Below are 25,043 nucleotides of genomic sequence, written 5' to 3' on the forward strand. Positions count from 1 at the left end.
AAGCCTCATTCCTAAGTAGAGTTCATTGGGAATGAGGTTATTTTAATTTGTTGAAACGCAAAGAATTTGTATAGAAAACGCTTTCTATCCATTGTAAAATACAGGTTGAGGTGTAATTACAAAACAAGGATGGAAATCCCATGCGGATCAAATTTAATATTTTTCAGAAAATGTTAGTGTTATTGCTGATTCTGCTAACTCCGGTTGTGGCGCTGTACTATTATTCTACCTCTAAGAGCATCAACGTCATACAGGAGGAGCTTATCAAAGCCAGCCTGAACCGGATGGAGCTTTTCGTGGCACAACTGGATGCCAGCATTGAGAAGTTCGACTTAGTCTCCGCACCTATGCTCGTTGACACGAACGTGCTGGAGTACCTTTACAACCTCAACATGAGCGATTATTCCCTAATGAAAACAAGGCTGCTGATCCAAGAGAAGCTGTCGCTGGCCAGCGCATCGGGCAACTGGCGCAATGACGTGACCGTCTATTTCCCGCAACGAGACGATAGTATTTCTTCTTCCCCCTCCTATGAATATGACCTTCAAGAGTTTGAAAGCCGATTTTCGCTAGGGTGGAGCTATAGCGAAGATTTGGAGATTGGCTCCGGTTTTACTCGAACTTATGTCACTACGGGTTACAAACCAGCCCGTCCGGACGATCTGGATGTTGCCGTTCGCATTAACCTCTACAAGTGGAGCTTCGAAAATTTGCTTGATACTTACAAATCTGGTCACTCTGACAACCCGTTTTTCTACAAAAAAGGACATGCCATCATCGCCAGCCGGTCCGCAGATGGGCCCAAGATGGACCAAATTATCGCGGAATTAGGCGACAGGATCAATATCCGGGATTCAAGTTTTTTAATTCATTCCTTCGACGGCAGGCCTTATCTGATTACCTATTATTATTCCAATATTCTTGAGTGGCATCTCGTCGATTCTGTTCCACTTAACCAGATTATCGGACCTATCAAGCAACAGCGGTTATTGTTTGGAGCTTCTTCGATTATTTTGCTCCTGTCCTGTATTACCGCCGCGTCTGCCTTGTACTGGAACGTACATCGGCCTATCTTCCAACTTGTGCGTGCGGTGCAGCGGATTAAGGAAGGCGATTACGCCTACCGGCTGCCGAAGAAATCAAACAATGAATTCACGTTCCTGATGCAGAACTTTAACGAGATGGCGACGCAGATCCAAGATCTCATCGAGAATGTCCTACAATCGCGTATCCTTGCGCGCGATGCCACGCTAAAACAGCTACAAGCACAGATTCATCCTCATTTTCTGTACAATTGTTTAGGTTTCATCATTAATATGACCAAGATGGGGAAGAATCGGGCTGTCATAGACATGGCGTATCATCTGGCCGACTATTACCGGTATACGACGCGAATGGATAATCAAGGAGTCAGCCTGAGTGAAGAACTGGCGTTCGTGCGCATTCACCTCGAGATTCTTCGGCTTCGCAATGAGACGCTGTCCTACAGCATCGAACTGCCTGAAGAGTTGGCGGAGCTGCGAATTCCCCGGCTTCTTATCCAACCGATCGTGGAGAATGCGATCGTGCATGGACTTGAGAACGTCGAATATCCAGGCCGGGTTGAAATTAGAGTTTACGTCAATGAAGACCAATTGCACTTGGAAGTGGAGGATAACGGAAAAGGATTAAATAAAGAACGGATGGACCAACTGCAAATGGAGCTTCATATTCCGGCCAGCGAATATGCAGGCTGCGGTCTTTGGAACGTATATCAAAGACTGCAAGGCAACTTCGGTTCAGACGCTCAAATTGAGTTTTGCCCGTCCAGACTGGGGGGGCTAAACGTGAGGCTGATTTGGAGACTTGGGATGAAAGACGAAACGAAGGAGGAAGAGCAATGAATAGCCTGCTTGTAGTTGATGACGAGAAACATTATGCGGACAGTCTGGCAGATACAATTCCATGGGCGACACTTGGTATCTCCCGCGTTTGGAAGGCTTACAGCGCGAGCGAGGCACTTGCTCTGATAGACACCTTCCCGATTGACATCCTTATGACGGATATCCGTATGCCCCGCATGAACGGTCTGGAACTGATCGAACAGGCCAGGCTTCGTATTCCAGGGCTGAAGTGCCTGCTCCTCACAGGTTATGCGGACTTCGATTACGCCCGAAAAGCGATTGAGCTGCAAGCGCTCGATTACCTGATGAAGCCCGCGAAGGACGAGCAGCTACTTACGGCAATGGGCCGGATCATTAAGCAGCTTGAGCAGGAGCGATCAATCGAACAGGGCTTCCGTATCTACCGAGACAATAGTGCAGAACTGAAAGCAGGGTTGTTGCTCAAAGTGCTCAGCGGAAATCTGAATAGCAAGGCGCTTGCAGAGAAGTTAAAGCTGTTTGACCTCCCTCTTCCGATACCAGGTCATGTCTCGATGTGCCTGGTCCGATTGGGTTCCCCCTTCGATGGACAAGACCTCTATTCGCAGTCATTGATCCGGTTCGCGGTAACAAACATGCTGGAAGAATTGCTGATGGACCGCTATGACTGCTGGTCGGCTGCGGATGATGAAGGAAACCTGCTCGCTCTGGTATATGACCTATCAGGAGCACCACCCGATCCGGAATGGGTGCTTGAGCGGATAGAGCGATTAAAGCAAGAAGTACAGAGTTTGCTTAAAGGTGAAATTTCTGTAGGGGAAACCGACTGCTTATTCCCGGAAGGACTGCAAGCTAGTTATATGACAGCTAAATCACGATTGGATAGTGACGGTTTTTCGGGTGGGCAGGTGCCAGAGCGGAATGAAGAGGAAGCGCGTCTTATGCGCAAGCTCTATGAAACGCCTCTGCTGACACATCTTTTGGAAACGGAGCAATGGGAAGCGGCGGAAGTTAAGATCCGAGCGTTTGTGTCACCGCTAATGCATACGGGTTCGCCTTACCTCATGCGCGATGTCTTTTTCTTTCTCTCCAATGCCTTCCAGTATATCGCGAATCGCAGCGGCAGGACGCTGGCCCAAATGCTCACTCCTGAGCAATCGGCTTTCGTTAAAGGAAAAGCGATGCTGCACGCGTCGCAGCTGGAAAGCTGGGCGCTCGACTTACTACGCACACTTCGCGATAAGCTAGGGGAGGAGACCGAGGATCACAGCCAGGTGATCATCCGGAAGACGCAACTCTACATCCAGAAAGAGCTGGACAAGGACTTGTCACTTACTTTGCTGGCCAAACGCGTCTTCGTACATCCTAACCATCTGTCAAAAATCTTTAAGCAGTGTACAGGCACTACCGTATCCCAATATATTTACGAGCAGCGTATGCTCAAAGCCTGCGAGGTGCTCAAGCATACAAATAATAAAATCTACCATATTGGTGAAAGTATTGGCTATCCCAATACCAACTGGTTTATTCGGAAATTCCGTGACTATTATCAGGTGACGCCGCAGGAATTCAGGGATAGATACCGATCGGGAATGGAGTGATTGGGCCGGTGAAGAAGCAAAAAAGAAAGGCCAGATTTCTATGGGCAGTTCTGAGCGGAGTACTGCTAGTTTCCGGCTGTTTAAGTAACACAGGGAAAACGGCACAGAACAGTACATCCAATGGGGAAACGAAGCCGGTATGGGATTTTAAATACGATCCGCCTATAACCATCACAACAGGAATCGTGGACGAGAATCGGCCTAACGCATTCAAGCCAGATGAGAGCCTTACAGACAACGTGCATACCCGCTGGATGGAAGATAATCTGGGAATCGTCACGAAGTTTGATTGGATTGTCAGCAAGTTCGAGGATGCAGATACCAAAATTCGGCTGGCGCTGGCTGTGAATGGCAAGCTGCCGGACACCCTTAGCGCTGAAGGAGACATCCTGAAGTATCTGCTGAAAGCCGACAAGCTGCTTCCGCTGGATGATGCCATCGAGAAGTATGCGCATCCTAAGCTAAAAGAAGCGCTCGAGAAGTACGCTTATACTATGGCAGAAGTGACCAAAGACGGCAAGATATATGGACTTCCCCGTTTTAGTGCAGGAGATGAGGGAACGGTCATGTGGATCCGTAAGGATTGGCTTGAGAAACTGTCGCTGAACCCGCCTACGACGATAAGTGAGTTGGAGAACGTGCTGAAGGCATTTTCTGAACAAGATCCTAATGGGAATGGTGAAGATGACGAAGTTGGTCTGGCGGTTCCGCTAAAGGAAGGTCCCTGGAGCTGGATGGGGCAGACAGATGCGATCGCCGGAGCTTTTTCAAGGCAGATGATTAGCACGTCTGACATCAAACTGTTCTGGAATGAGGACGAGAAGGGCAGCTTGATGTTTGGCGCCGTACATCCGGATGCTAAGAAATACCTGGAAACGATGGCGTCCTGGATGGCGAAGGGCTACATGGACAGAGATGCAGGCATGCAGGACCCGAGCCAAGCGTCCGAACTGGCGGTTAACGGAATGGCTGGTGTCATGTTCGGCCCGTTTTGGATGGGAGCCTGGCCGCTCGGCGATACAGTGAAGGTCGACCCGGAAGCGGATTGGGAGGCTTATTCCGTTCCTGCCGGACCGGATGGGTTAAAGGGCAAGGCACAAAAGCCGTTGTACGGTATCTATACGGTGTTCAGCAAGGATTTCACGAATATGGAAGCCTGGTTCGCTTATTATAACAAGTTGCTTGCCAAAAATTTCGGACCGGATGATCCGTACTTCGATCCCCGATTCGCACAAGGGTTTCACGAAGGTTACGATTATGTGATCATGAACGACAAGGTCATTACTGTCAATTTTGCGACTGAATGCGTGCCGAATGATAAGTGGCCGCTTGCGGACGGGTCTTCAATGGATATGCGCTGGATGCTCTATCCGCTGACAGGTGGCGCTCCAGCCTTGCCTTATATGAATGCGGATGCAATCAGAAAATTATCTGAAAATTCGGAAGCCATAGTGACGACGCCGATCGAACAAGCCATTAAAGGTTTGAATTCGGCTCAACTTACGGCGGCTGGGGTAGCGATTGCCGAGCAGGGACTCGAAATCCCGAACCGGTACCACGGACCTTTAACGGACGGGATGGAGAAACACGGAGTGTTCCTGCAGAAACTCGCAACGGAGAGTTATCTGAGCATCATTTATAGCGAGAAGCCGCTCTCCTACTTTGATGAGTTCGTAGCCCAATTTTACAAGAATGGCGGCGACGTAATCACGAGAGAAGTAAATAATTGGTACATGGAAAACAAGCCATAATATTGTGGCTTGTTTTCTTCTATGTTCCTTTATTTCTTCTATATAACAGGATTAACTTATTGAATTAAAATGATTTTATTAGAAAGCGTTTTCAATAAAAAGAGGTGATGGTATACGAAGCTAATCATAGAGTAACTCTCACAACTAAGTGTAAACTTTCGAACTGAGTTTTGTTTGAAGCGGAGCGAAGCAGTTTATGCTCACAAAACTTTTTAGGAGGAGAGGTAATGAGGAAAAAAGTAAGCGTGTTTCTGGCATTAACTATGTTTGTGACTATCTTTTTTTCAAATCCGATCAAGACTAATGCGGCAACCCCCGAAGCGCCTGCAGGATGGAGAGACTTACTAGATTACCAAATATTCAGTAATATATCCGATGGCTGGGCAGGAGATAGCGGGTTTGGATTGGAGACGGAGAACAGCAAGCTGCCCATAGATTCTACAGCAATGTACAATGGATTGCCTTCATTATTGTTGAATGCGAAGACGCCTACCAGTCCTTCCTGGTACAACGCTTTAATTACGGTTGCCGGCTGGAAAGCGTATGACTTTACCTCTTATCATCCAAATGGATTCCTTGAGTTTAATATCAAAGGAAATGCGGGTGGAGAGTCCTTTTTACTGGGCTTCAAAGACCGGGTATTCGAAAGAGCTGCCGGCAATGAAATTACCACTACAGTAAACATTAACAACTACGTCAGCATTACTACAAGTTGGACCCATGTGAAGATCCCGTTAAAGGATCTAATTCAGGTCTCCCAAGGAATTGATGTATCTTCCATAGATGCATTATCCATCAAGAATAATGGTTTTCAACCTTTAAAAGTCTGGCTTAATGACATTAGGGTTACGTCTCCCGATAAGGAAAAAGAGTACGCACCCATCAAGGTCAATCAATTAGGTTATCCCGTAGATGGAGTAAAGCAAGCGCTCGTAACCGGTTTTGAGGATGTGCTCACGGTCGATGCAGGTACTCCGTTTAACGTTATTAACGCCACAAATAATTCCACAGCTTACTCCGGAACGCTTGTACTCACCAAGAATTATGATGCTATTGACAGCGGGGAGCGTATTTTTACCGCCGATTTCACAAATTTAACGATTCCGGGAAAATATTATGTTTCAGTTCAGGGTCTTCAGAATTCGCCCAAGTTCACTATCAGCGAAGCTAACGAAATCTATGAACCCTTTTTAAATGACGTAACGAGATACTTCTATTACCAGAGAACCGGGATTAATATTACCAGCCCATACACTCAAAATTATCAAAGAACAGATTTTACTCCTGACACCGCAGTGCCTTTAATGTCCAATCCTTCCATCAAAAAAGATGTTTCCAAGGGATGGTACGATGCGGGCGATAAAGGCAAGTACGTTAACGCAGGAGCCAAAGCCTTGTCGGATCTCTTCTGGGCCTATGAAATGATGCCGGAGAAATTTACGGACAATCAATTTAATATTCCTGAGAGCGGAAACGGCATTCCCGACATCCTGGATGAGGCAAGATGGGAACTGGAATGGATGCTCAAAATGCAGGATGCTGCAACTGGCGGTTTCTATGCGCGAGTGACCTTTCAGGATGACGACAATATGGTAGACAGAGAAATTATCGATAAGGATACGGTAAGCTCGCGTACTGATATCAAAACGACCGCCGATACAGCTACCGCAGCCGGTGTATTGGCACATGCCTACTTAATGTATCAGAATATTGATCCGGCTTTTGCCCAAAGTTGCTTGGATGCGGCAATAGACGCATGGGGGTACCTGGAAGCACATCCGGAAAATATTCGGACGCCTAACACGGGCAGATGGCCTTACGATGTGACGGATGACGCTTCGAATCGTCTGTGGGCTGCTGGCTCTCTGTACCGATCGACCGGCGATGCCGAATACAACGATTATTTTCTGGCGAATTACACTGATATGGGAATATTTTTTGAGGATACCCTTGATTTCGCCAGTGGTTGGGCAAACACCTGGAATACAGGCTTCTTCAGCTATCTGAAAGCCGCTAATCCGGACTCTGGAGTCTTAAGCTGGTATTCGGATAAATTCCAGCAATGGTTCAATGACAAAGTGAGCAGATACAACGACAGCCCTTGGAAAAGCATCATAAAAGATGGTAACTACTATTGGGGAATCACCATGCAGGTTGCGGACACACCGATGGAAATGATCATCGGTACGAAATTGCTGGGAACTTTTGAGAGCAACCGCGCTATCATTAATGAGATTAACAATAGCCAGTTAGACTGGATTCTGGGGCAGAACCCGGTAGGCGTATCTTTTGTATCAGGTTACGGCGATAACAGCGTGAAATATCCGTTCAGCATCATGTATAGAACGGATGGTTTACCTGGTGTACCTAAGGGATATCTGGTCGGAGGACCGAATAAATACTCCAACGACATAACTGTAGGAAACCAGATATCAAGATTTGCAGCCAAAAACTATACCGATAACTTCCAAGAATGGACTACAAATGAACATACCGTTTATTGGAATTCAGGGTTGGTATTCATTGCCGCATTCGCAACCGGAAATAGCAGCAACTCGACCATTAATCCAACGACTGCTGCCTTTGATAAGAAAACCGCAAATCAAGCTGATATTCCGGTGACCCTAACGTTGAACGGCAACACGCTCACCGACATTAAGAACGGTACGACATCTCTGGTTGTGGACACAGACTATACCGTTTCGGGTAACACGGTCACTCTACACAAGAGCTATCTCGCGCAGCAGCCAATCGGCACGGTCAACCTCACTTTCCTGTTTAACGCCGGTTCATCTGCTACGCTATCCGTTGCTGTGAACGATTCGTCGGTTATTAACTCGACGATCAGTCCGACGACCGCTGCCTTTGACAAGCAACCCGCGAATCAGACCGACATTCCGGTGACCTTGACGCTGAACGATAACACACTCATCGGCATTAATAATGGCACGACTGCCCTAGTTGCTGGTACGGACTACACCGTATCAGGCACGACAGTGACGATTCAGAAGGCATATCTGGCTGCCCAACCGGTGGGAACAACAACGCTGACGTTCAACTTTAGCGCAGGAGTAAGTGCGAATCTTGAGGTCTCCGTGGTCGATACCCCCACTGCCGAAAGTGGTTCTATCAAAGTGCAGCAGTACAATTCTCCTGTTACGGCAACGAGCAATTCGTTGAGCCCTCGGATAAAGCTGAAGAACACCGGTACCACTGCCATCAATCTGTCCGACGTGAAGCTTCATTATTATTACACGATCGATGGGGAGAAGGACCAGAATTTCTGGTGCGATTGGTCCACTGTCGGCAGTAGCAACGTAACTGGCGACTTCGTCAAGTTGCCGGCTCCTTTGACAGGATCTGATCATTATCTGGAAATCGGCTTTACGAGCGGAGCCGGAAGTTTGGCAGCTGGAGCCAGCATTGAGCTTCAGATCCGCGTGAACAAGACCGATTGGACGAACTACACGCAGACGGGAGATTACTCCTTCGATCCGACCGATTCGACTTACATCGATTGGAGCCATACAACTGGCTATATCGCAGGCGCTCTTCAGTGGGGAACAGAACCTCAATAAGTAACGTCACAATTGACGTTACGGCTCAATAGTGAAAACCTGAACTCCCCATTACCGCCTAAACAACGGTGTGGGGAGTGTGTAAGACAGTGAAAGGAGTGCAACAACTCTATTGAAAGCTATGCCGCTTCCTACAAATAGGAAACCAATACGTACTGTACGTAATTTTTCCATCGTGAAGAATATTCGTACTTACTGGATGTTCTACGCAATGATGCTGCCGGGAATCGTTCTGCTTGTAATAAATAACTACATCCCTTTGTTCGGGATCGTTATTGCCTTTAAAACAATCAATTACCAGGACGGTATCCTGGGAAGCCCCTGGACAGGGATGAAAAATTTCGAATACCTGTTTGCCTCGAAGGATTCGTACATCATCATTCGCAACACATTGCTTTATAATTCGCTGTTTATTGTATTGAACATGGCGCTTCCTCTAGGGTTCGCCTTGATGCTTAATGAGATGAAGAACCGCTTCCTCTCGAAGCTACACCAAACGATCATGTTCCTGCCATACTTCCTGTCGATGATCGTCATCTCGTACTTAGTGTATGGGTTCATGAGCGACGAGCGAGGATACTTCAACGGCACGTTGCTGCCGGCGCTTGGTCTTGATTCCGTACGCTGGTACTTCACGAAAGAAGTGTGGCCGATCGTTTTGCCGATCATTAACACGTGGAAGAACATGGGGTACTACACGGTTGTGTATATGGCAGCAATCATTGGTATCGACGAGGAGTACTACGAAGCCGCGACAATTGATGGGGCAAACAAGTGGCAACAGATCAAGAAAATCACGATTCCCTTGATCATGCCTGTCCTCACGATTATGACTTTGCTGCAGGTTGGCCGGATCTTCAATGCCGACTTTGGCCTATTCTTCCAAGTGCCACGTGAATCGGGGGCATTGTTCCCTGTGACAAACGTTATCGATACCTATGTCTACCGCACCTTCCTGACCGTTGGGGATATCGGACTTTCCTCAGCAGCAGGCCTGTTCCAATCAGTCGTTGGTTTCATCTTGGTTTTTGTATCTAATTGGGTCGTTCGCCGCTTTAACCGCGAGAACGCGCTGTTCTAAGAGAGGAGCCCTTATGACCAATACAATGAGTAAATCCTTATCTGGGTCCAATCCAAAGAATCAGCTGTCGGGATGGGCGTCAACCCTCATCAACATCTTCTTTGTCATCTATTCGGCGCTCTGTATCCTACCGCTTTTGCTGATTCTTTCGGTATCGTTCTCCGATGAGCAGTCCGTTATGACACACGGATATCGATTTATGCCCGAAAATTTCAATCTGGCAGCCTATCGATTCCTAATGAAAGATATCAGTCAAATCGTTCATTCCTATGGAATCTCACTAACCGTCACGGTGATAGGTACGATACTAAGTGTCATCATAATAGCTCTGTATGCGTACCCCATTTCACGGAATAATTTTCCGCAGGCAAAGTATTTTACATTTTTTGTTTTTCTAACGATGCTGATTTCCGGCGGCTTAGTCCCTTGGTACTTGGTATACGTACAGATGCTGGAATTAAAAGATACACTTTGGGCACTGATCATGCCGCTGATCATGTCCGCATTCTGGGTACTGATCATGCGCACTTTCTTTAAGGAGACCGTACCTGAAGCTGTGCTGGAGTCAGCAAAAATAGATGGGGCAGGGGAGCTACGGATATTTATCCGAATTGTATTGCCATTATCTCTGCCGGTTCTGGCAACCGTTGCACTGTTCCAAACACTGACATACTGGAACGACTGGTTCCTAAGCCTAATGTTTATTACAGACAACCACAATATATCCGTGCAGTACTTTCTTTACAAGATGATGGTCAACATCCAGTACTTATCCAGTAACCCGAACGCGATGGCTGAAATTACCCGAGCTGGCGGAATGATCAACTTCCCGAGTGAAACCGTGCGTATGGCGATGGTGGTTGTAGGTGTTGGACCTATTGTATTTGCTTACCCGTTCTTCCAGAAATACTTTATCAGAGGCCTGACAGTAGGCTCCGTTAAAGGCTAAGATTGCCGATCACTTACGTGGGCACGGAAACGGCTAAAACCAGTATATGGTTTAGCATATCATTCTATTTTACGGGGGGATTACTTGAAAATGAAGGATACGAAAAGCAAGGCTTCACTGCTTCTCACACTGATGCTTATCTCAGCAGTAGGCACTACGGCTTGCGGCAATTCAAACAACTCGAACAACGCTACACCGGATAATGCCGGAAAAGAAAGCGCCACACCGAGCTCATCAGCGAATTCAACCACCGATAACACATCCAATGAGCCCTCGAAGCTGGAGCCTTATAAAATAAAGTTGGTCTACGAAGGAGCTCCACAGGCGGACGAGGCTATCGTCGAGGAAGCGCTGAACAAGATCTTGACCGAAAAAATCAACGCGACGGTAGATATCGCACCAATCGATTGGGGAGCATGGGATGATAAGACTAACCTCATCATCGCTTCTCGAGAGCCCGTAGACATTCTATTTACAGCCTCATGGAACGGGTATGCAAAGAACGTTGCCAAAGGTGCTTACTTAGATCTCGGTCCCTTGCTCGATCAGTATGGCCAGGGCATTAAGGATAGCTTAGATCCAGCTTTTCTCGATGGCTCCAAAATCGGCGGCAAAAATTATGCAGTCCCTACGAATAAAGAATTGGCATCGTCAGGGGGCATTGTGTACCGGAAGGATATCGCTGATGAACTCGGCATTGACATGAGTAAAGTGCAAAAGATCGAAGATTTAGATGCCGTTTATAAGATCGTTAAAGAGAAGAAGCCAACCATGTATCCGCTGTATACAACGGGTGGCACGTTCGCCTCTCACTCCTTTGTGGAATTGGATTTTTTAGGTGATACGACGATACCTGGCGCTATCGATAAGAATGGCACGGAAGCGACAGTCAAACCGGCCGAAGAGTATCCACAATACTTAAATGCATTAAAAGTAACCCGTGATTTCTTCCAGAAGGGGTATCTTAACAAAGATGCGGCCACTTCCCAAACGTCATCCCTTGATGCTTATAAGACGGGCAATGTATTTTCCACTGTAGAGCCTCTTAAGCCAGGCAAAGCAGAAGAAATCGCATCCGCGACAGGACTTGATGGCAAGCTTGCACAAATTACTTTAACAGGTAAAACGGTCGCCACATCGGAGACTACCGGCGCCATGTTAGCCATCTCATCAACGTCTAAGAACCCGGAACGCGCCATGATGCTGATTAACCTGCTTCATACAGATCAAGAGATTATTAATCTGCTTAACTTCGGTATTGAAGGTACACACTTTACACTTAATGGTAATGTTATGACGCAGACGGAGAAGTCAGGACAGTACGCACCGGGCGTCGCTTGGGAGCTGGGAAATCAATTCCTGAACTATGTCTGGAGTTCGGAAGCTCCAGACAAGTGGGAGCAGTTCAAAAAGTTCAACGAAGGCGCTAAATCATCGCCGGCACTGGGCTTCACCTTTGACAGCGAGCCAGTCAAATCCGAAGTCGGAGCACTAGCAAACGTTCTAAGAGAATATCAAAAGATGCTTGAGACCGGCTCGGTTGATCTGGACAAAGAATTGCCGAAATTTATCGCCGCCCAAAAATCGGCCGGCCTAGATAAAGTCATTGCTGAAAAGCAAAAACAGCTTGATGAATTCCTTGCCAGTAGATGATATGTGTTCATAGCAAATAAAGGACCTACTCATTGTTCTGGATAAGAACAATGAGTAGGTCCTTTTGACAATTCACAGTGTCAACTAGGCTTTAAGAGGCTTGGTCGAATTGGCTATTATAAAGCTCCGCATAGAAACCATTTTTGGCAAGTAGTTCTTCGTGGCTGCCGCTTTCCAGGATATCGCCTTCCTTCAGAACCAGAATTACATCGGCGTTCTTAATGGTTGAGAGTCTATGCGCAATAACAAAAGAGGTTCTTCCCTCCATGAGCTTATCCATTGCCTGCTGAATCAAGAGCTCTGTTCTTGTATCGACTGAGCTTGTAGCTTCATCGAGGATGAGCATTGGGGCATTTTTGAGCATCGCGCGGGCGATCGTAAGCTGTTGCTTTTGGCCCGTGGATAAATTAACTTTGTCATTTAGTATGGTATTATAACCGGCACTTAAGGTCTGAATGAAATGATGCAAGCCTACCGACTTACAAGCATCTTCAACTTCTTTATCGGTTACACCTGTTTTGTTGTACACTAGATTTTCTCTGATAGTGCCCTCAAAAAGCCAGGTGTCCTGCAAGACCATACAGAATAGATCATGGATGTTTTCTCTTGTTAAGCTGCTGATGGGGGTATCATCAATATATATTTCTCCGCCCTTTAATTCATTAAACCGTATTAGAAGATTTATCAGTGTAGTTTTACCTGCGCCGGTAGGACCGACTATAGCAATTTTTTGCCCAGGCTTAATCTCTGCAGAAAAATCTTTAATCACAAGTTTATCTGAATTTTCATAAGCAAATTGCACATGTTCAAAATCAACTTTGCCCACAGCAGTTTTAAGATGTCTTTCTTTATGACTTTCATTGTCCATTTCGTCAGCATCGAGGAACTCAAAGACACGTTTGCTTGCCGCGGAAGCCGATTGCAGACTTTGTGCGGCTTGAGCAATCTGAGAGAGCGGTTGTGTAAAGTAACGGACATACAGTATAAAGGCTACAATGACCCCAAAGGATATCGTTCCGTTCATAGCAAGTACAGCACCAACTACACAAACGGCCACAAAACCTAGATTGCCTATAAACATCATAATCGGCATCATAAGACCGGAGAGGAACTGCGCTTTAAATGCACTATCTTTAAGATTCATATTCAGGGATTCAAATGTATTGCGCATTTGCGATTCACCATTGTAGGCTTTCACTACAGTATGTCCTGTATATACTTCCTCCACATGGCCATTGATTTTCCCTAAGTATTCTTGCTGACTTTGAAAATACTTTTGGGATTTTTTCATAATTGCCGCTATGAGGCCAAAGCCAATGATAGTTGCAACAACCGCCGTAATAGTCATGATCACATTTGTTTTGAACATCATGATGATGGATCCCGTAAAGAGGGCAAGGGCAGTTACCAGTGTGCCGACGCTTTGGTTTAAAGCTTGCCCGATCGTATCCACATCGTTGGTAACCCGGGACAGGATGTCACCGGTTGTAGAATTATTATAATAAGAGATCGGAAGTTTGTTCATTTTGCGTGAGAGATCGGCTCTTAAGTTTTTGGAGACCTTTTGCGTAACTGCGGACATAATTAATCCTTGTACCAAAGATAACACAGCGCTAAGGATATAGATAAATACAAGGAAAAGGCCGATAGAAGTTACTGCTTCCATATCAATACCGGTGACGAGGCCCGCAGTGATCAAGTCTGTCATCTCCGAAAGCTTATCCGGTCCAAGCAGAGTCAGAACCGTACCGATTGCTGCACTAATAATAGCTATAAGAACTACAGGGATATATTTTCTGCAATAGTGGAGAAGTTTGCTCCACGTGTTGAGTTGCTCTTTGCTTTTGTTCATTAAGCTAGCTCCTCCTTTGAAAGTTGTGAGTAAGCAATCTCTTGGTAGACATCACAGGTCTGCATCAATTCATCATGTGTTCCCATGCCTGCCATTCGTCCGGCTTCCAGTACAATGATTTTATCTGCGTCTTTGATTGTACCGATCCGCTGCGCAACGATTAGTATCGTCGTACCGCTAGATTTCTTCTTCAATTCACTACGCAATTTGCGATCCGTCTTATAATCAAGTGCTGAGAAGGAATCGTCGAAGATCAATATTTCAGGACAACGGGCAATGGCTCGGGCAATGGAAAGACGTTGCTTTTGACCGCCAGACAAGTTCGTACCGCCTTGAGAGACATGAGCCTCGTAGCTTCCTTCCATCTTTTCAACAAAATCTGAAGCTTGAGAGGTGTAAATGGCATCTACAACATCAGAGGACAGATCACTGCCATTGTCGCCAAAAGCAACATTAGAGCTCACCGTGCCGCCAAACAAAATCGCTTTCTGAGATACATATCCCATTTTATTGCGCAGTGCAGTTTGCTCATATTGGTTAACATTAATACCGTCCACCAACACTTCACCTGCTGTAGCATCATAAAAGCGAGGGATCAGGTTCACTACAGTACTTTTTCCGCATCCGGTTGAACCGATGAAGGCCACAGTTTCTCCTTTTTTCACCGTAAAGCTGATATCCTCAATAACGTATTCTTCTGCATCCGGATATTTAAAGCTGACTTTTTTGAATTCGACTTCACCCAACCGATTTGTCTTGGAGGTAGTAAGTGATCCGTTCTCTAAGCTTGGCTTAGTATCCAACACTTCATTGATTCTTTTAGCGGATACATGGGCACGAGGCATCAGGATAAAAATCATGATCAGCATCATGAATGCCATAACCACCTGCATCGCATAGGATGAGAAGACAATCATATCTGAAAATAAGCCCATCTTCGCCGTACCATTGGCATTTTGAATCAAAATAGCACCAATCCAATATATTGCGAGACTTAAACCGCTCATAATGAGAGAAATACTTGGCATCATCATGGACAGTACATTGTTGGCAAATAAATTCGTTCGGGTAAGCTCGCTGTTGGCTACGCTAAATTTATCTTCCTGGTAACTTTCCGCATTATAAGCACGAATGACACGAAGACCGGTAAGATTCTCTCTTGCAACACGATTAAGATTATCAGTCAGTTGCTGCAATTTTTGGAATTTCGGAAGCACAAGCACGATCACTATGCCGACAATAAGAATCAATACCCCAATTGCGACACCGGTAGCAAGCGACCACTGCCAACTCTTGCCTGTAATTTTGAGCATTGCCCAAACGGCAAGGATGGGAGCCTTCACCAGCAGTTGCAGACCAATGACAATCAGCATTTGCACTTGTGTAATGTCATTCGTTGAACGGGTAATTAAACTAGCTGTAGAGAAGTTGTTGATTTCTTCCATAGAAAAAGACTGTACCTTATCAAACAATTTGGAGCGTAATCTTGAAGAGAAGTTAGCGGCAATTTTAGCGGCGATCCCTGCCACTATGATTGATGTGGCTAAGCTGCCGAGGGCACAGAGCAACATCCAGCCTCCGGCTGCAATGATTTCGCTCATTTCGCTTCCTGGTATCTGTACAAGACGAGTAATCTCGCTCATATAACCGGGCAATTCCAGATCCAACCATACCTGTGTAACAATGAATAGGATGCTGATACCGATTAGGGCCCATTCCTTCGGTTTTAAGTACTTAAGTATAGTTACCATACATCTGACTCCTTTATGTGGTGTTGCTTATATGATAACGAATGAAGATAAACTGAAAGTTAACTTTTCTGAAAAATGAAAAAACCCTGAAAGAACGATGAGGTTCTCCAGGGCTCGTACTATATTCCAATTGGAATCGTTACTGTAAATGTGGTTCCTTGTAATGGAATGCTTTCGCAAGAAATGGTTCCATTGTGTAGATGAATGATTTTTTTAACAATTGCTAATCCAAGTCCATTGCCTGCAGTCGAGTGGGAAGTATCCTGCTGATAAAATTTATCGAATATCTTGGGAAGAGCCTCCGGATGAATACCGCTTCCGCAGTCACGAACTAGAATCACCACGTTATCTTCGTTTCTCTTCATGTTAACTTCAATTTCGCCATGTTCAGGAGTGAATTTGATCGCGTTATCCAATAAATTTAACCAAACTTGATTTAAAAGCTCCTTATTGCCGGAGAGTTCATAATCCTGAATATTAACATTTAGCTTCAGGTGCTTCTTCTCAAATTTGGCAGCTAGCAAAAGCACAGATTGGCGAATTTGTTCCCCAACATTAAACCTCATTTTGTTTGTCAGAATCTTTTGCGTCTCAACTTGTGTCAGCTCCAGTACATTCGAAGCAAGGGAGGCAAGTCTGGTCGATTCCTCAATGACAATATCTAGATATTCATTCCGTTCTTCTTTGGTAAGATCATCGTTCTTTAAGACTTCGGCAAATCCCTTGATAGATACAATCGGTGTTTTGAATTCATGGGAAAAATTATTCACAAAATCGGTTCGCAGAATTTCGATACCCCCAAGCTCTTCAGCCATCCGGTTAAAATTCTCTGATAAAATTTCAAACTCTGGCGGGCTTTTGAGCTGGAGCCGCATGGAGAAGTCACCGCTGGCAAGACGCTCTGTGGCCTCAATAAATATCCGGATGGATTTTACCATTTTCCGGCTTGTGATGGCTGATATCGTGGTACCGATAATTGTACAAGCGATTAATACCATTATGGGTAGTACGAATCCATCCTGGGCAAGCTCTTCGTTCAACAAACCAAAAACTTGTGCGAGAAAGAAGAGTAGTCCTGTAATCACAACGGTAATAAGAAAGATGAAAAATATGATAAGGGAAAAATAGATGGGAAGGCTGATTCTGTTGTTAAGCTTGTTACTTATTTTGCTCACTGGCTTCGCACCGCCTTGTATCCAAGACCTCTGACGGAAACCAGTTCAAACTCTGGATAAGCGTCAAACCGTTTCCGCAGACGATTGATGTGCACATTAACGGTTGTATCCGTACTTTCACTTTCCATGCCCCATATTTCGTCCATAAGCTGGATGCGCGTGAAAATCCGTTCAGGATAGGACAATAACTTATACAACAAATAGAATTCTTTTTGCGGAAGCGTTTGTTTCTCGTCCTCCCGGGTTACTGTCAATGCGTCATAATCAAGGATCACTTTACCCACTACTAATTTACGGGCACTTGCGATTTGCGAACGGCGAAGCAGCGCTTGGATTCTGAGCAGCATTTCTTCGGTATCAATGGGTTTGGTCATATAATCATCAGTTCCAATCCGGAACCCCTTTTTCTTATCTTCAGGCAGCTGTTTTGCTGTAGCCATAAGAATGGGGACCAAGCTATCGGCATCTCTTACTTCCTTGGCGAATTCATAACCATCCATATTAGGCATCATAATATCCAGAATGATCAGATCAATATGTTGTGAATCTAGGACCTCCAAAGCTTTAACTCCGTCTTCAGCAGTTACTACATCGTATCCTTCGCGTTTCAGAACAGCTTCAAGAAGTCTTCTTACATGCTTATCATCTTCAACAACGAGTATGTTAATCATTACTGTTCACTCCAATAGTAGGTTTGTATCCATTATTACCTGTGGGGAATTTGTTTTAAAGGGAGCAGAATCAATATTTATCTAATCTTAAGATTCGGTTTGAAATCCTTGTAGTCGCTATAAAGTGACTCATATATCTGTCTATTCGTTAAAATGAGAGGAATAGGCAATGATTTAATACTATTATGATATCTGTTTTGTGAAAAATTGTTGCATACTAAAATAGTACCCAAACTAATTTAGCTGAATTAACGTGCTGAAAATAATGCAGACTACGTTGAACGTTGAACTTTGACTGAACTTCATGCGAAAGGAAGATCTCAGATGCAAATGCGTAAATTAGGAAATAGTGGCTTGGAAGTTTCGGCAATAGGGCTTGGCTGTATGGGAATGGATCATGCCTATGGAAAGCCAGCAGATCGTAATGAAATGGTTAAATTAATTCGCAGAGCAGTTGAACTAGGATGTAATTTCTTTGATACTGCTGCTTTTTATGGACAATCCAATGAGGAATTAGTAGGCGAAGCTCTTGCACCACAAAGAGATCAAGTTGTGATTGCAACTAAATTTGGAATTTTAGGACAAGAAGCTGTAGACGGTCAACCTCAACTTATTTTAAATAGCACACCAGATTCTATTCGTGAGCAAATAGAAGGTTCATTAAACAGGCTGAGGGTCAATTGTATTGATTTATATTATCAGCACCGAGTGGATCCGAATGTCGAACCTGAAGCTGTCGCAGAAACAATGAAAGATTTAATAGCTGAAGGGAAGATTAAAACATGGGGTGTCTCAAATGCACCGATTGATTATATGAAACGAGCACATGCTGTTTGTTCGATTACTGCAACCCAAAATCAGTACTCCATGATGTGGCGTGAACCGGAAAAAGAGTTGTTTGAACTTTGTGAAGAGTTAGGAATTGCTTTTATCGCTTACAGTCCATTAGGAAATGGTTTCTTAAGTGGTAAATATACTAAGGAAACCAAATATGATGAAGATGACTATCGAAGTTTCATGGGAAGTTTCATGGGAAGATTCAAACCTGATGTGATTGATCATAACCAAGTGTTATTAGATTTAATTACTCAAGTTGCAGAAAGTAAAAATGCAACACCGGCTCAAGTCGTATTAGCGTGGGAATTAGCTCAAAAACCATATATCATTCCAATTCCAGGCACTACAAAATTAAACAGATTAGAAGAAAACCTATATGGAGCTGATCTGAAATTAACAAAGGAAGATGTAGATAGACTAAATGAAGCTTTGTCTAAAATGGAAATTGATAGTACACACTTCTAACTAGAGGTGTATCATCAACTAATAGGAGGATTTTTTATGCAAAAAGTTATTTTGAACAATGGTGTTGAAATGCCGATACTTGGTTTTGGAGTTTTTCAAATTCAAGATGAAGCTGAATGTGAACAAGCTGTTTACGATGCGATCATGTCAGGTTATCGACTGATAGATACCGCAGCCTCTTACCTAAACGAAGAAGCGGTGGGAAGAGCCATCAAACGGAGTGGAGTACCAAGAGAGGATCTATTTATTACTACGAAATTATGGGTTCAAGATACCGGATACGAACGTACAAAGGAAGCATTTGAAAAATCCCTTTCAAGATTGCAACTTGATTATTTGGATTTGTATTTAATTCATCAGCCCTTTGGCGACGTGCATGGTTCTTGGCGGGCGCTGGAGGAATTGTACCGTGAAGGAAAAATCAGAGCGATTGGCGTAAGTAACTTCCAGAACGATCGTCTGATTGATTTGATTATTCATAATGAAGTAACACCTGCCGTTAATCAAGTTGAGACACATCCATTCTGTCAACAAATTGAAAGTGCTGCATTCATGAAAGAAAACAATGTTCAGATTGAATCATGGGGTCCATTTGCTGAAGGTAAAAACAACATGTTCCAGAACGAAGTATTAGTATCAATAGCTCGAAAATATAATAAATCTGTTGCCCAAGTGGTTTTACGCTGGTTGACGCAAAGAGGAGTTGTTGTGATTCCAAAGTCTGTCCGGAAAGAAAGAATAATTGAAAACTTTAATATCTTTGACTTTGAATTAAATTCAGAGGATATAGAACAAATTGCGCTGTTAGATACAAAAGAGAGTTTGTTCTTTTCACATAGAGATCCTGTAATGGTAAAAGCGTTAAGTACTAGGAAGCTGGATATCTAATTTTTCTTAGGATCTTATTGGTTTTGATAAAAGATGGGTTAACCATAATTAAGGGGTTAACCCGTCTTTTATTTATAAGAACACCCTTAGCCTTGTACAGTTCATTCTAATTTGGAGGTTTAAGAATAAAGGCAGCTAAAATTTGTGAATATCGCATTATAATCTTGGTCTTCTCCAGTGGCGTACAAACCAATAAGCACACCTGTGAATCCTCCGGCTATTTCAGAGGATAAATATTTGGTTTGCGCAGCTCCGAGTAAGATCTCAGTACCGTCTACCTGGATATAAAAGTGATAATGCGTTGGACTGCTTTTGACAACTAATGAAGCATGGTTGCATTGACCTATATTTTTTGTTTTTTCAATGGATTTGATATCTCCGATATTCAGCCGTTCGATAATCTCATAACCCTCTGGATGTTTACGCAAGGCCAAGTCATAATGGTGATTTTCGTCCATGTAAAGTGTAATTCCGGCTTCACCATTCGTAAGGCTGACTTGGCACGAAATAATTGCGTTGAAATCTTTTTGACGAATACCAATAAATGTCGGAGTAGCCGGGATATCTAACGTAACTGCAGTTCCTTTAAGCTTTATTTTATCAGCTTCTAACCGATAATTTTCTGTAACCGGGTGACGCAGGTAACACCAGTCCAAATTCCAATCTGTGTTCTCGAACGTAAAGACTCTTTTCTCCTGCTGAATGACTGTGTCCGCAATACGATCAGTCTCGAAACTTATAAGTGTGGTACCTTCATGACCTGCTGTAAACCATCCATCCTCGCCAAAGGTAATCGGAGTTAGAAAAACCTCGCGCCCCAAATGGTGATAGGTAAGATACTGGCCAGTCTGCCGGAATCCGAGATGTAACAGCCACCAATCCCCCTCATGGTCTTGTACCAAATCTCCATGTCCAACTCCCTGAAGCTCGTAACCGCCTAAATTTCGATTAGTCAATACGGGGTTATGCGGGTAGGCTTCGAATGGACCAGTAGGAGAATTGCCTCTTGCATAAGTAACCATATGCCCATATTCGGTTCCACCCTCAGCAGCTAGTAGATAGTATTGTCCATTAATTTTGTATAAATGAGGACTCTCTAAATAACGCCCACCGGATCCTTGCCAGATTGAACGGCTTGGCGACAGCTTCTGCCCAGTTTCAATTTCAATTTCACATTGGACAATACCATTAACTCCGTAATCGTCTGTCCCATTACTCATGAAATACGTTTTGCCGTCTTCAAAATACAAATCCGGATCAATACCGCCTTGATCTACATTAATCGGATCAGACCATTCGCCGTAAATATTGTCAGTCCAGACATAGAAGTTCTGGCGCAGAGTGTCATTAGTGGTCGTCATGTAGAATCGTCCTTTATTGTACCGCAGGGTGGGGGCGAATACACCACCGGAGCTGTCCACAGTATCCAGTTGAATCTGGTTCTTTCGGGTTAAGCAATGACCGATTTGGGTCCAATTAATTAAATCTTTGCTTTCAAAAATCGGAACACCGGGAAAATACTGAAAGGAACTGCAGACCAAATAATAAGTGTCTTCAACTTTACATGCGCTGGGATCAGGATAAAACCCTTTGATGACCGGGTTATTGTATTTCATTTCTCCACCTCATTAATAAATTCATATAAATAAGAATTCAATATATTTAACTACTAAGAAAATTAAACACTATTGCTTATAGGTTTTCAATGAATCGGGGTTGAAGATATACGTTATATTTATTAAATTAATATATATGTAATTTCAATAAGCACAGGTCAGGTGATTATGATGATGATCAAAGCAAACGGCGAAGCAAAATTCATGGCATTATATGAAGCGCTGGCAAGCGAAGTCAGATGGAGGATTATGAGCCTCATTGCAGATAATGAAATGAATGTGAAGGAGATCGCGGCTAAGTTAGAGCTTAGCCCTTCCATAGTTACCATGCATATCCGAAAGCTCGAACAAGCTGGACTTACAGGAAGCCACAGGGTACGCCTAAACGGAGGAACACACAAAATGTGCTTCCTTAAACAAAAAAGAGTTGAAATCGAACTCCCCACTGCCACTCAAACCCCGAGGATCAGAGAGCAGACCATTTCAGTCGGTCATTATACCTCGTTTGATGTCCATCCTACATGTGGTCTTGGGACACAAGAGAAAGAAATTGGGGTTTGGGACGATCCCCGCTATTTTCTCGATCCCGAACGGGTCAACGCCGGCATTTTGTGGTTTGGGAGAGGTTACGTAGAGTACAAAACGCCTAACTACTTACTTCCCGGTCAAATGCCCGAGGCCATCGAGATTTCAATGGAAATTGCTTCTGAAGCGCCAGGCTTGAGAGATCATTGGCCTTCGGATATTGAGTTCTTTTTTAACGGTGTGAAGCTTGGAACTTGGACCAGTCCGGCAGACTTTGGAAGAGCGGCACGAGGCATATATACTCCGGATTGGTGGCATCGGAATGTAAATCAATACGGGTTATTGAAGACGATCCGCATTGACACTTCGGGCACATTTATTGATGAAGAACGGATGTCGGACATTACTGTCGCAGATATTTTGCTACGGGAACAATTCTGGACGCTTCGTTTCGCAGTTGACGAGAAGGCTGTTAATGTTGGTGGTTTGACACTTTATGGGGCTGGATTCGGTAATCATGACCAAGATATTTTAATTCGTGTGTACCTAGGAACGATGACCTAATGAAGCAGGATATTTCAGTTATAGTTGTTTTCTCCATGCAGTTTATCAGCTGGAGCTGGTAAACTAACCATATATTGAAGGAGTTGAGAGGAGAGATATTCTGAATTATAACGAGGTTATTAAAATTGCTGATACATACATACTTCCATTAGTGATGGAATTGTACGGATTGGAAGGTTATGAAATCAGGCTTATCAATGCACATGAAGGAGGACGGAATGTTGCATATAACTGTGATAAAGCTGATTCTGAAGCAAAAATAATCAGAATTGCCTTCTTAAGCGACAGAAGCCGAGAAGATATTCTGGGTGAAGTGGAATATATCAGGTACTTGTACGAGCATGGCGGCAGTGTTTCGAATGTGGTTAACTCCCAGAAGGGGAATCTGCTGGAAACGATAACTCTTAATAATCATACCTTTTTTGTCTGCTTGTTTGTAAAGGCCAAGGGGGGTATGCTCGTGGAAAATAATTATCAGTATCGGGAAGGCGTTCCTATTACGGAATACTATTATAACTGCGGTAAAGTCCTTGGAAAAATGCATCAATTATCGAAGGGATATACGCCTGTCCATTCTCGGTATGATTTTTTTGATAAATACAATGCCGATTATATAGATAAGCTAATACCTGACTCGTTATCTCTGTTGAAGGAGAAGCTGGTAGATCTCCTTACAACGTTAGAAGGGATGGACAGGCATCACGAGTCTTTTGGGATGGTCCATTTTGATTACTGCGATGGGAATTATATGATCGATTTTAATACAGGGCAAATAACTGTGTTTGATTTCGATAACTCCTGTTTTTGTTGGTATATGTATGACCTGGCAAATCTCTGGACACTTGGAGTGGGCTGGATACAATTTGAACAAGATACTGATAAACGCAAAAAGTTTATGGATGATTATTTTAAAACAGTCCTTGGTGGCTACAGATCCGAGACCAGGATCGAAGATTCGATGTTAGATACATTGCCATTATTTATCCAAGTAACCCTCATGGAAAACATCGTTGATGCATTCGAGGTAATGCGGAACAATGGTGAAGAGCCGGAATGCGATGAAGAGCTGTCATATCGTATAAAATGTCTAGAAGACGATATCCCATATGTAGGGTTTTTCCATGAAATTTACTCATGTGATGAACCCTTTGAGTATGAGGAACGAGATATTTAGGATAATGGTGTTTTTGATATGCTGCGGATAAATTCATAGTAGACTCAAATAAGCAGGAGTTGGAGTAAAAATGGCTTACGAAAAACCGGAATTGACCATGAGTGAAATTGAAAAAGTACTGTGGAATCATCTTGGACAGGGAGCGGCTGAGATTACACCGATGTCTGGCGGCAATATTAGCAACGTGTTTTCTTTTATTCTCGAAGGAAAAGACTATGTTGTTAAATTCAGCGATTTGGAACGAGCATATGAGACCGAACAATTTGTATCCAATTTGCTACTCGACCAAGGTATCCCTTTCCCAAAATGTTTGGGGTTAGGGAGGACTAATCAGTTAACCTATTTGATCATGGAGCGAATGGAAGGTCGCAATCTATCCGATTGTACAGCAGAGGAACAAACCCGGCTGATGCCTGAAATTATCGGCATTTTAACAAGAATGGCCGAAACGGATATTGGGGGAACTAACGGGTATGGTTGGATCGGTCCTAACGGCAATGGCTCCTATTCATCTTGGAAAGACTTCGTCATTGCCGTAAATGCGGAAGATCAGATGGGGACATTCTGGGAGAATTGGCATGAACTCTTCCGCACGTCTTGCTTGGAAAGAGACGTATACGAAGAAATCTATAGTCGTTTGATGACCTACGTACCCTATAATGAATCTAATAGAAGCTTTATACACGGAGATTTTCAACAGTGGAATATTTTGTCCAACGGAACAAGGATAACCAGCATTATTGATGGAAATTGCATGTATGGCGATTCTCTCATAGACCTTGCGATTCTCGACAAGCATATGCCTTGGTGTAATGTCATTAACGCGTATCAAAACTATCAAGAGAAAGCTAGAATAGTGACCCCGAATTTTGAGGAGCGGCTAATCGGTGCCTATTATTTTAAGGGACTCGATGGACTTCGATTCTATGCTAAGATGGGCTGGACAGATGCGTATCAGGACACACGGCATTTTCTTTTAAACCTGAAAGCGTAATAACTATACACTTTACCTTATCCTATACATTTACATTTACTAGCCGCATAATTGCG

Annotated in this window: 17 protein-coding genes; 12 read left to right on the forward strand and 5 right to left on the reverse strand. The window is 44.0% G+C overall.

Features of this window, described 5'->3' with window-relative positions; translation table 11 throughout:
• Positions 1-140: 140 nt before the first annotated feature.
• The 7 genes from NSQ50_RS15425 (at position 141) to NSQ50_RS15455 (ending at position 12,475) form a co-directional block, all read left to right on the forward strand.
• The gene (locus tag NSQ50_RS15425) at positions 141-1,883 is read left to right on the forward strand and encodes a sensor histidine kinase (protein ID WP_076223634.1); all 1,743 of its coding nucleotides are present in this window, start codon (positions 141-143) and stop codon (positions 1,881-1,883) included.
• Positions 1,880-3,463, forward strand: a complete 1,584-nt coding sequence (locus NSQ50_RS15430; RefSeq protein ID WP_076223637.1) for a response regulator — start codon at positions 1,880-1,882, stop codon at positions 3,461-3,463. The genes NSQ50_RS15425 and NSQ50_RS15430 overlap by 4 nt, the downstream gene beginning before the upstream one ends.
• 8 nt (positions 3,464-3,471) lie before the next feature.
• Entirely contained in the window at positions 3,472-5,214 is a 1,743-nt protein-coding gene (locus NSQ50_RS15435) for an extracellular solute-binding protein (protein WP_076223640.1), read from the forward strand.
• Positions 5,215-5,441: 227 nt separating this feature from the next.
• Positions 5,442-8,792, forward strand: a complete 3,351-nt coding sequence (locus NSQ50_RS15440) for a glycoside hydrolase family 9 protein (protein ID WP_076141242.1) — start codon at positions 5,442-5,444, stop codon at positions 8,790-8,792.
• 175 nt (positions 8,793-8,967) lie between these two features.
• Positions 8,968-9,873 carry an ABC transporter permease gene (locus tag NSQ50_RS15445; protein ID WP_036677441.1) on the forward strand — a complete coding sequence of 302 codons (906 nt, stop codon included), beginning with the start codon at positions 8,968-8,970 and terminating at the stop codon, positions 9,871-9,873.
• Positions 9,874-9,886: 13 nt separating this feature from the next.
• The gene (locus NSQ50_RS15450; protein WP_081383287.1) at positions 9,887-10,822 is read left to right on the forward strand and encodes a carbohydrate ABC transporter permease; all 936 of its coding nucleotides are present in this window, start codon (positions 9,887-9,889) and stop codon (positions 10,820-10,822) included.
• A 90-nt stretch (positions 10,823-10,912) separates the two neighbouring features.
• Positions 10,913-12,475, forward strand: a complete 1,563-nt coding sequence (locus tag NSQ50_RS15455) for an ABC transporter substrate-binding protein (protein WP_076141243.1) — start codon at positions 10,913-10,915, stop codon at positions 12,473-12,475.
• A gap of 91 nt (positions 12,476-12,566) precedes the next feature.
• Here NSQ50_RS15455 and NSQ50_RS15460 read toward each other — a convergent pair whose 3' ends face one another.
• The 4 genes from NSQ50_RS15460 to NSQ50_RS15475 all read right to left on the reverse strand — a co-directional run bounded on the left by NSQ50_RS15460 (position 12,567) and on the right by NSQ50_RS15475 (position 17,924).
• Entirely contained in the window at positions 12,567-14,327 is a 1,761-nt protein-coding gene (locus tag NSQ50_RS15460) for an ABC transporter ATP-binding protein (RefSeq protein ID WP_036677200.1), read from the reverse strand.
• Positions 14,327-16,078: an ABC transporter ATP-binding protein gene (locus tag NSQ50_RS15465; protein ID WP_036677198.1), complete on the reverse strand. Its 1,752-nt coding sequence runs from the start codon at positions 16,076-16,078 to the stop codon at positions 14,327-14,329. Before NSQ50_RS15465 ends, NSQ50_RS15460 begins: the two co-directional genes overlap by 1 nt.
• A 119-nt stretch (positions 16,079-16,197) precedes the next feature.
• A complete protein-coding gene (locus NSQ50_RS15470; RefSeq protein WP_081383663.1) occupies positions 16,198-17,253 on the reverse strand; it encodes a HAMP domain-containing sensor histidine kinase in 1,056 nt (351 codons plus the stop codon).
• Entirely contained in the window at positions 17,250-17,924 is a 675-nt protein-coding gene (locus NSQ50_RS15475) for a response regulator transcription factor (RefSeq protein WP_036677195.1), read from the reverse strand. The genes NSQ50_RS15470 and NSQ50_RS15475 overlap by 4 nt, the downstream gene beginning before the upstream one ends.
• Positions 17,925-18,248: 324 nt before the next feature.
• Here NSQ50_RS15475 and NSQ50_RS15480 point away from each other — a divergent pair, with 324 nt between their 5' ends.
• Complete coding sequence (locus NSQ50_RS15480) at positions 18,249-19,226, forward strand: aldo/keto reductase (protein WP_076223643.1); 978 nt, start codon at positions 18,249-18,251, stop codon at positions 19,224-19,226.
• Positions 19,227-19,262: 36 nt separating this feature from the next.
• Positions 19,263-20,114, forward strand: coding sequence for an aldo/keto reductase (locus NSQ50_RS15485; RefSeq protein WP_036677189.1), 852 nt, complete (start codon positions 19,263-19,265; stop codon positions 20,112-20,114).
• Between the two features lie 119 nt (positions 20,115-20,233).
• Here the strand turns inward: NSQ50_RS15485 and NSQ50_RS15490 are convergent, their stop codons facing one another.
• Positions 20,234-21,730 carry a glycoside hydrolase family 43 protein gene (locus NSQ50_RS15490; protein WP_076143700.1) on the reverse strand — a complete coding sequence of 499 codons (1,497 nt, stop codon included), beginning with the start codon at positions 21,728-21,730 and terminating at the stop codon, positions 20,234-20,236.
• Positions 21,731-21,904: 174 nt separating this feature from the next.
• Between NSQ50_RS15490 and NSQ50_RS15495 the strand changes: the two genes are divergently transcribed.
• The 3 genes from NSQ50_RS15495 (at position 21,905) to NSQ50_RS15505 (ending at position 24,987) form a co-directional block, all read left to right on the forward strand.
• Positions 21,905-22,819 (forward strand): ArsR/SmtB family transcription factor, encoded by a 915-nt coding sequence (locus NSQ50_RS15495; RefSeq protein WP_076143698.1) that lies wholly within the window; start codon positions 21,905-21,907, stop codon positions 22,817-22,819.
• A 154-nt stretch (positions 22,820-22,973) separates the two neighbouring features.
• Positions 22,974-23,993: a phosphotransferase enzyme family protein gene (locus NSQ50_RS15500; protein WP_170914197.1), complete on the forward strand. Its 1,020-nt coding sequence runs from the start codon at positions 22,974-22,976 to the stop codon at positions 23,991-23,993.
• A 70-nt stretch (positions 23,994-24,063) separates the two neighbouring features.
• Entirely contained in the window at positions 24,064-24,987 is a 924-nt protein-coding gene (locus NSQ50_RS15505) for a phosphotransferase family protein (protein ID WP_076223645.1), read from the forward strand.
• Positions 24,988-25,043: the final 56 nt, after the last annotated feature.

Source organism: Paenibacillus sp. FSL R10-2788 (assembly GCF_038003885.1).
Taxonomy (GTDB): Bacteria; Bacillota; Bacilli; order Paenibacillales; family Paenibacillaceae; genus Paenibacillus_AQ; species Paenibacillus_AQ odorifer.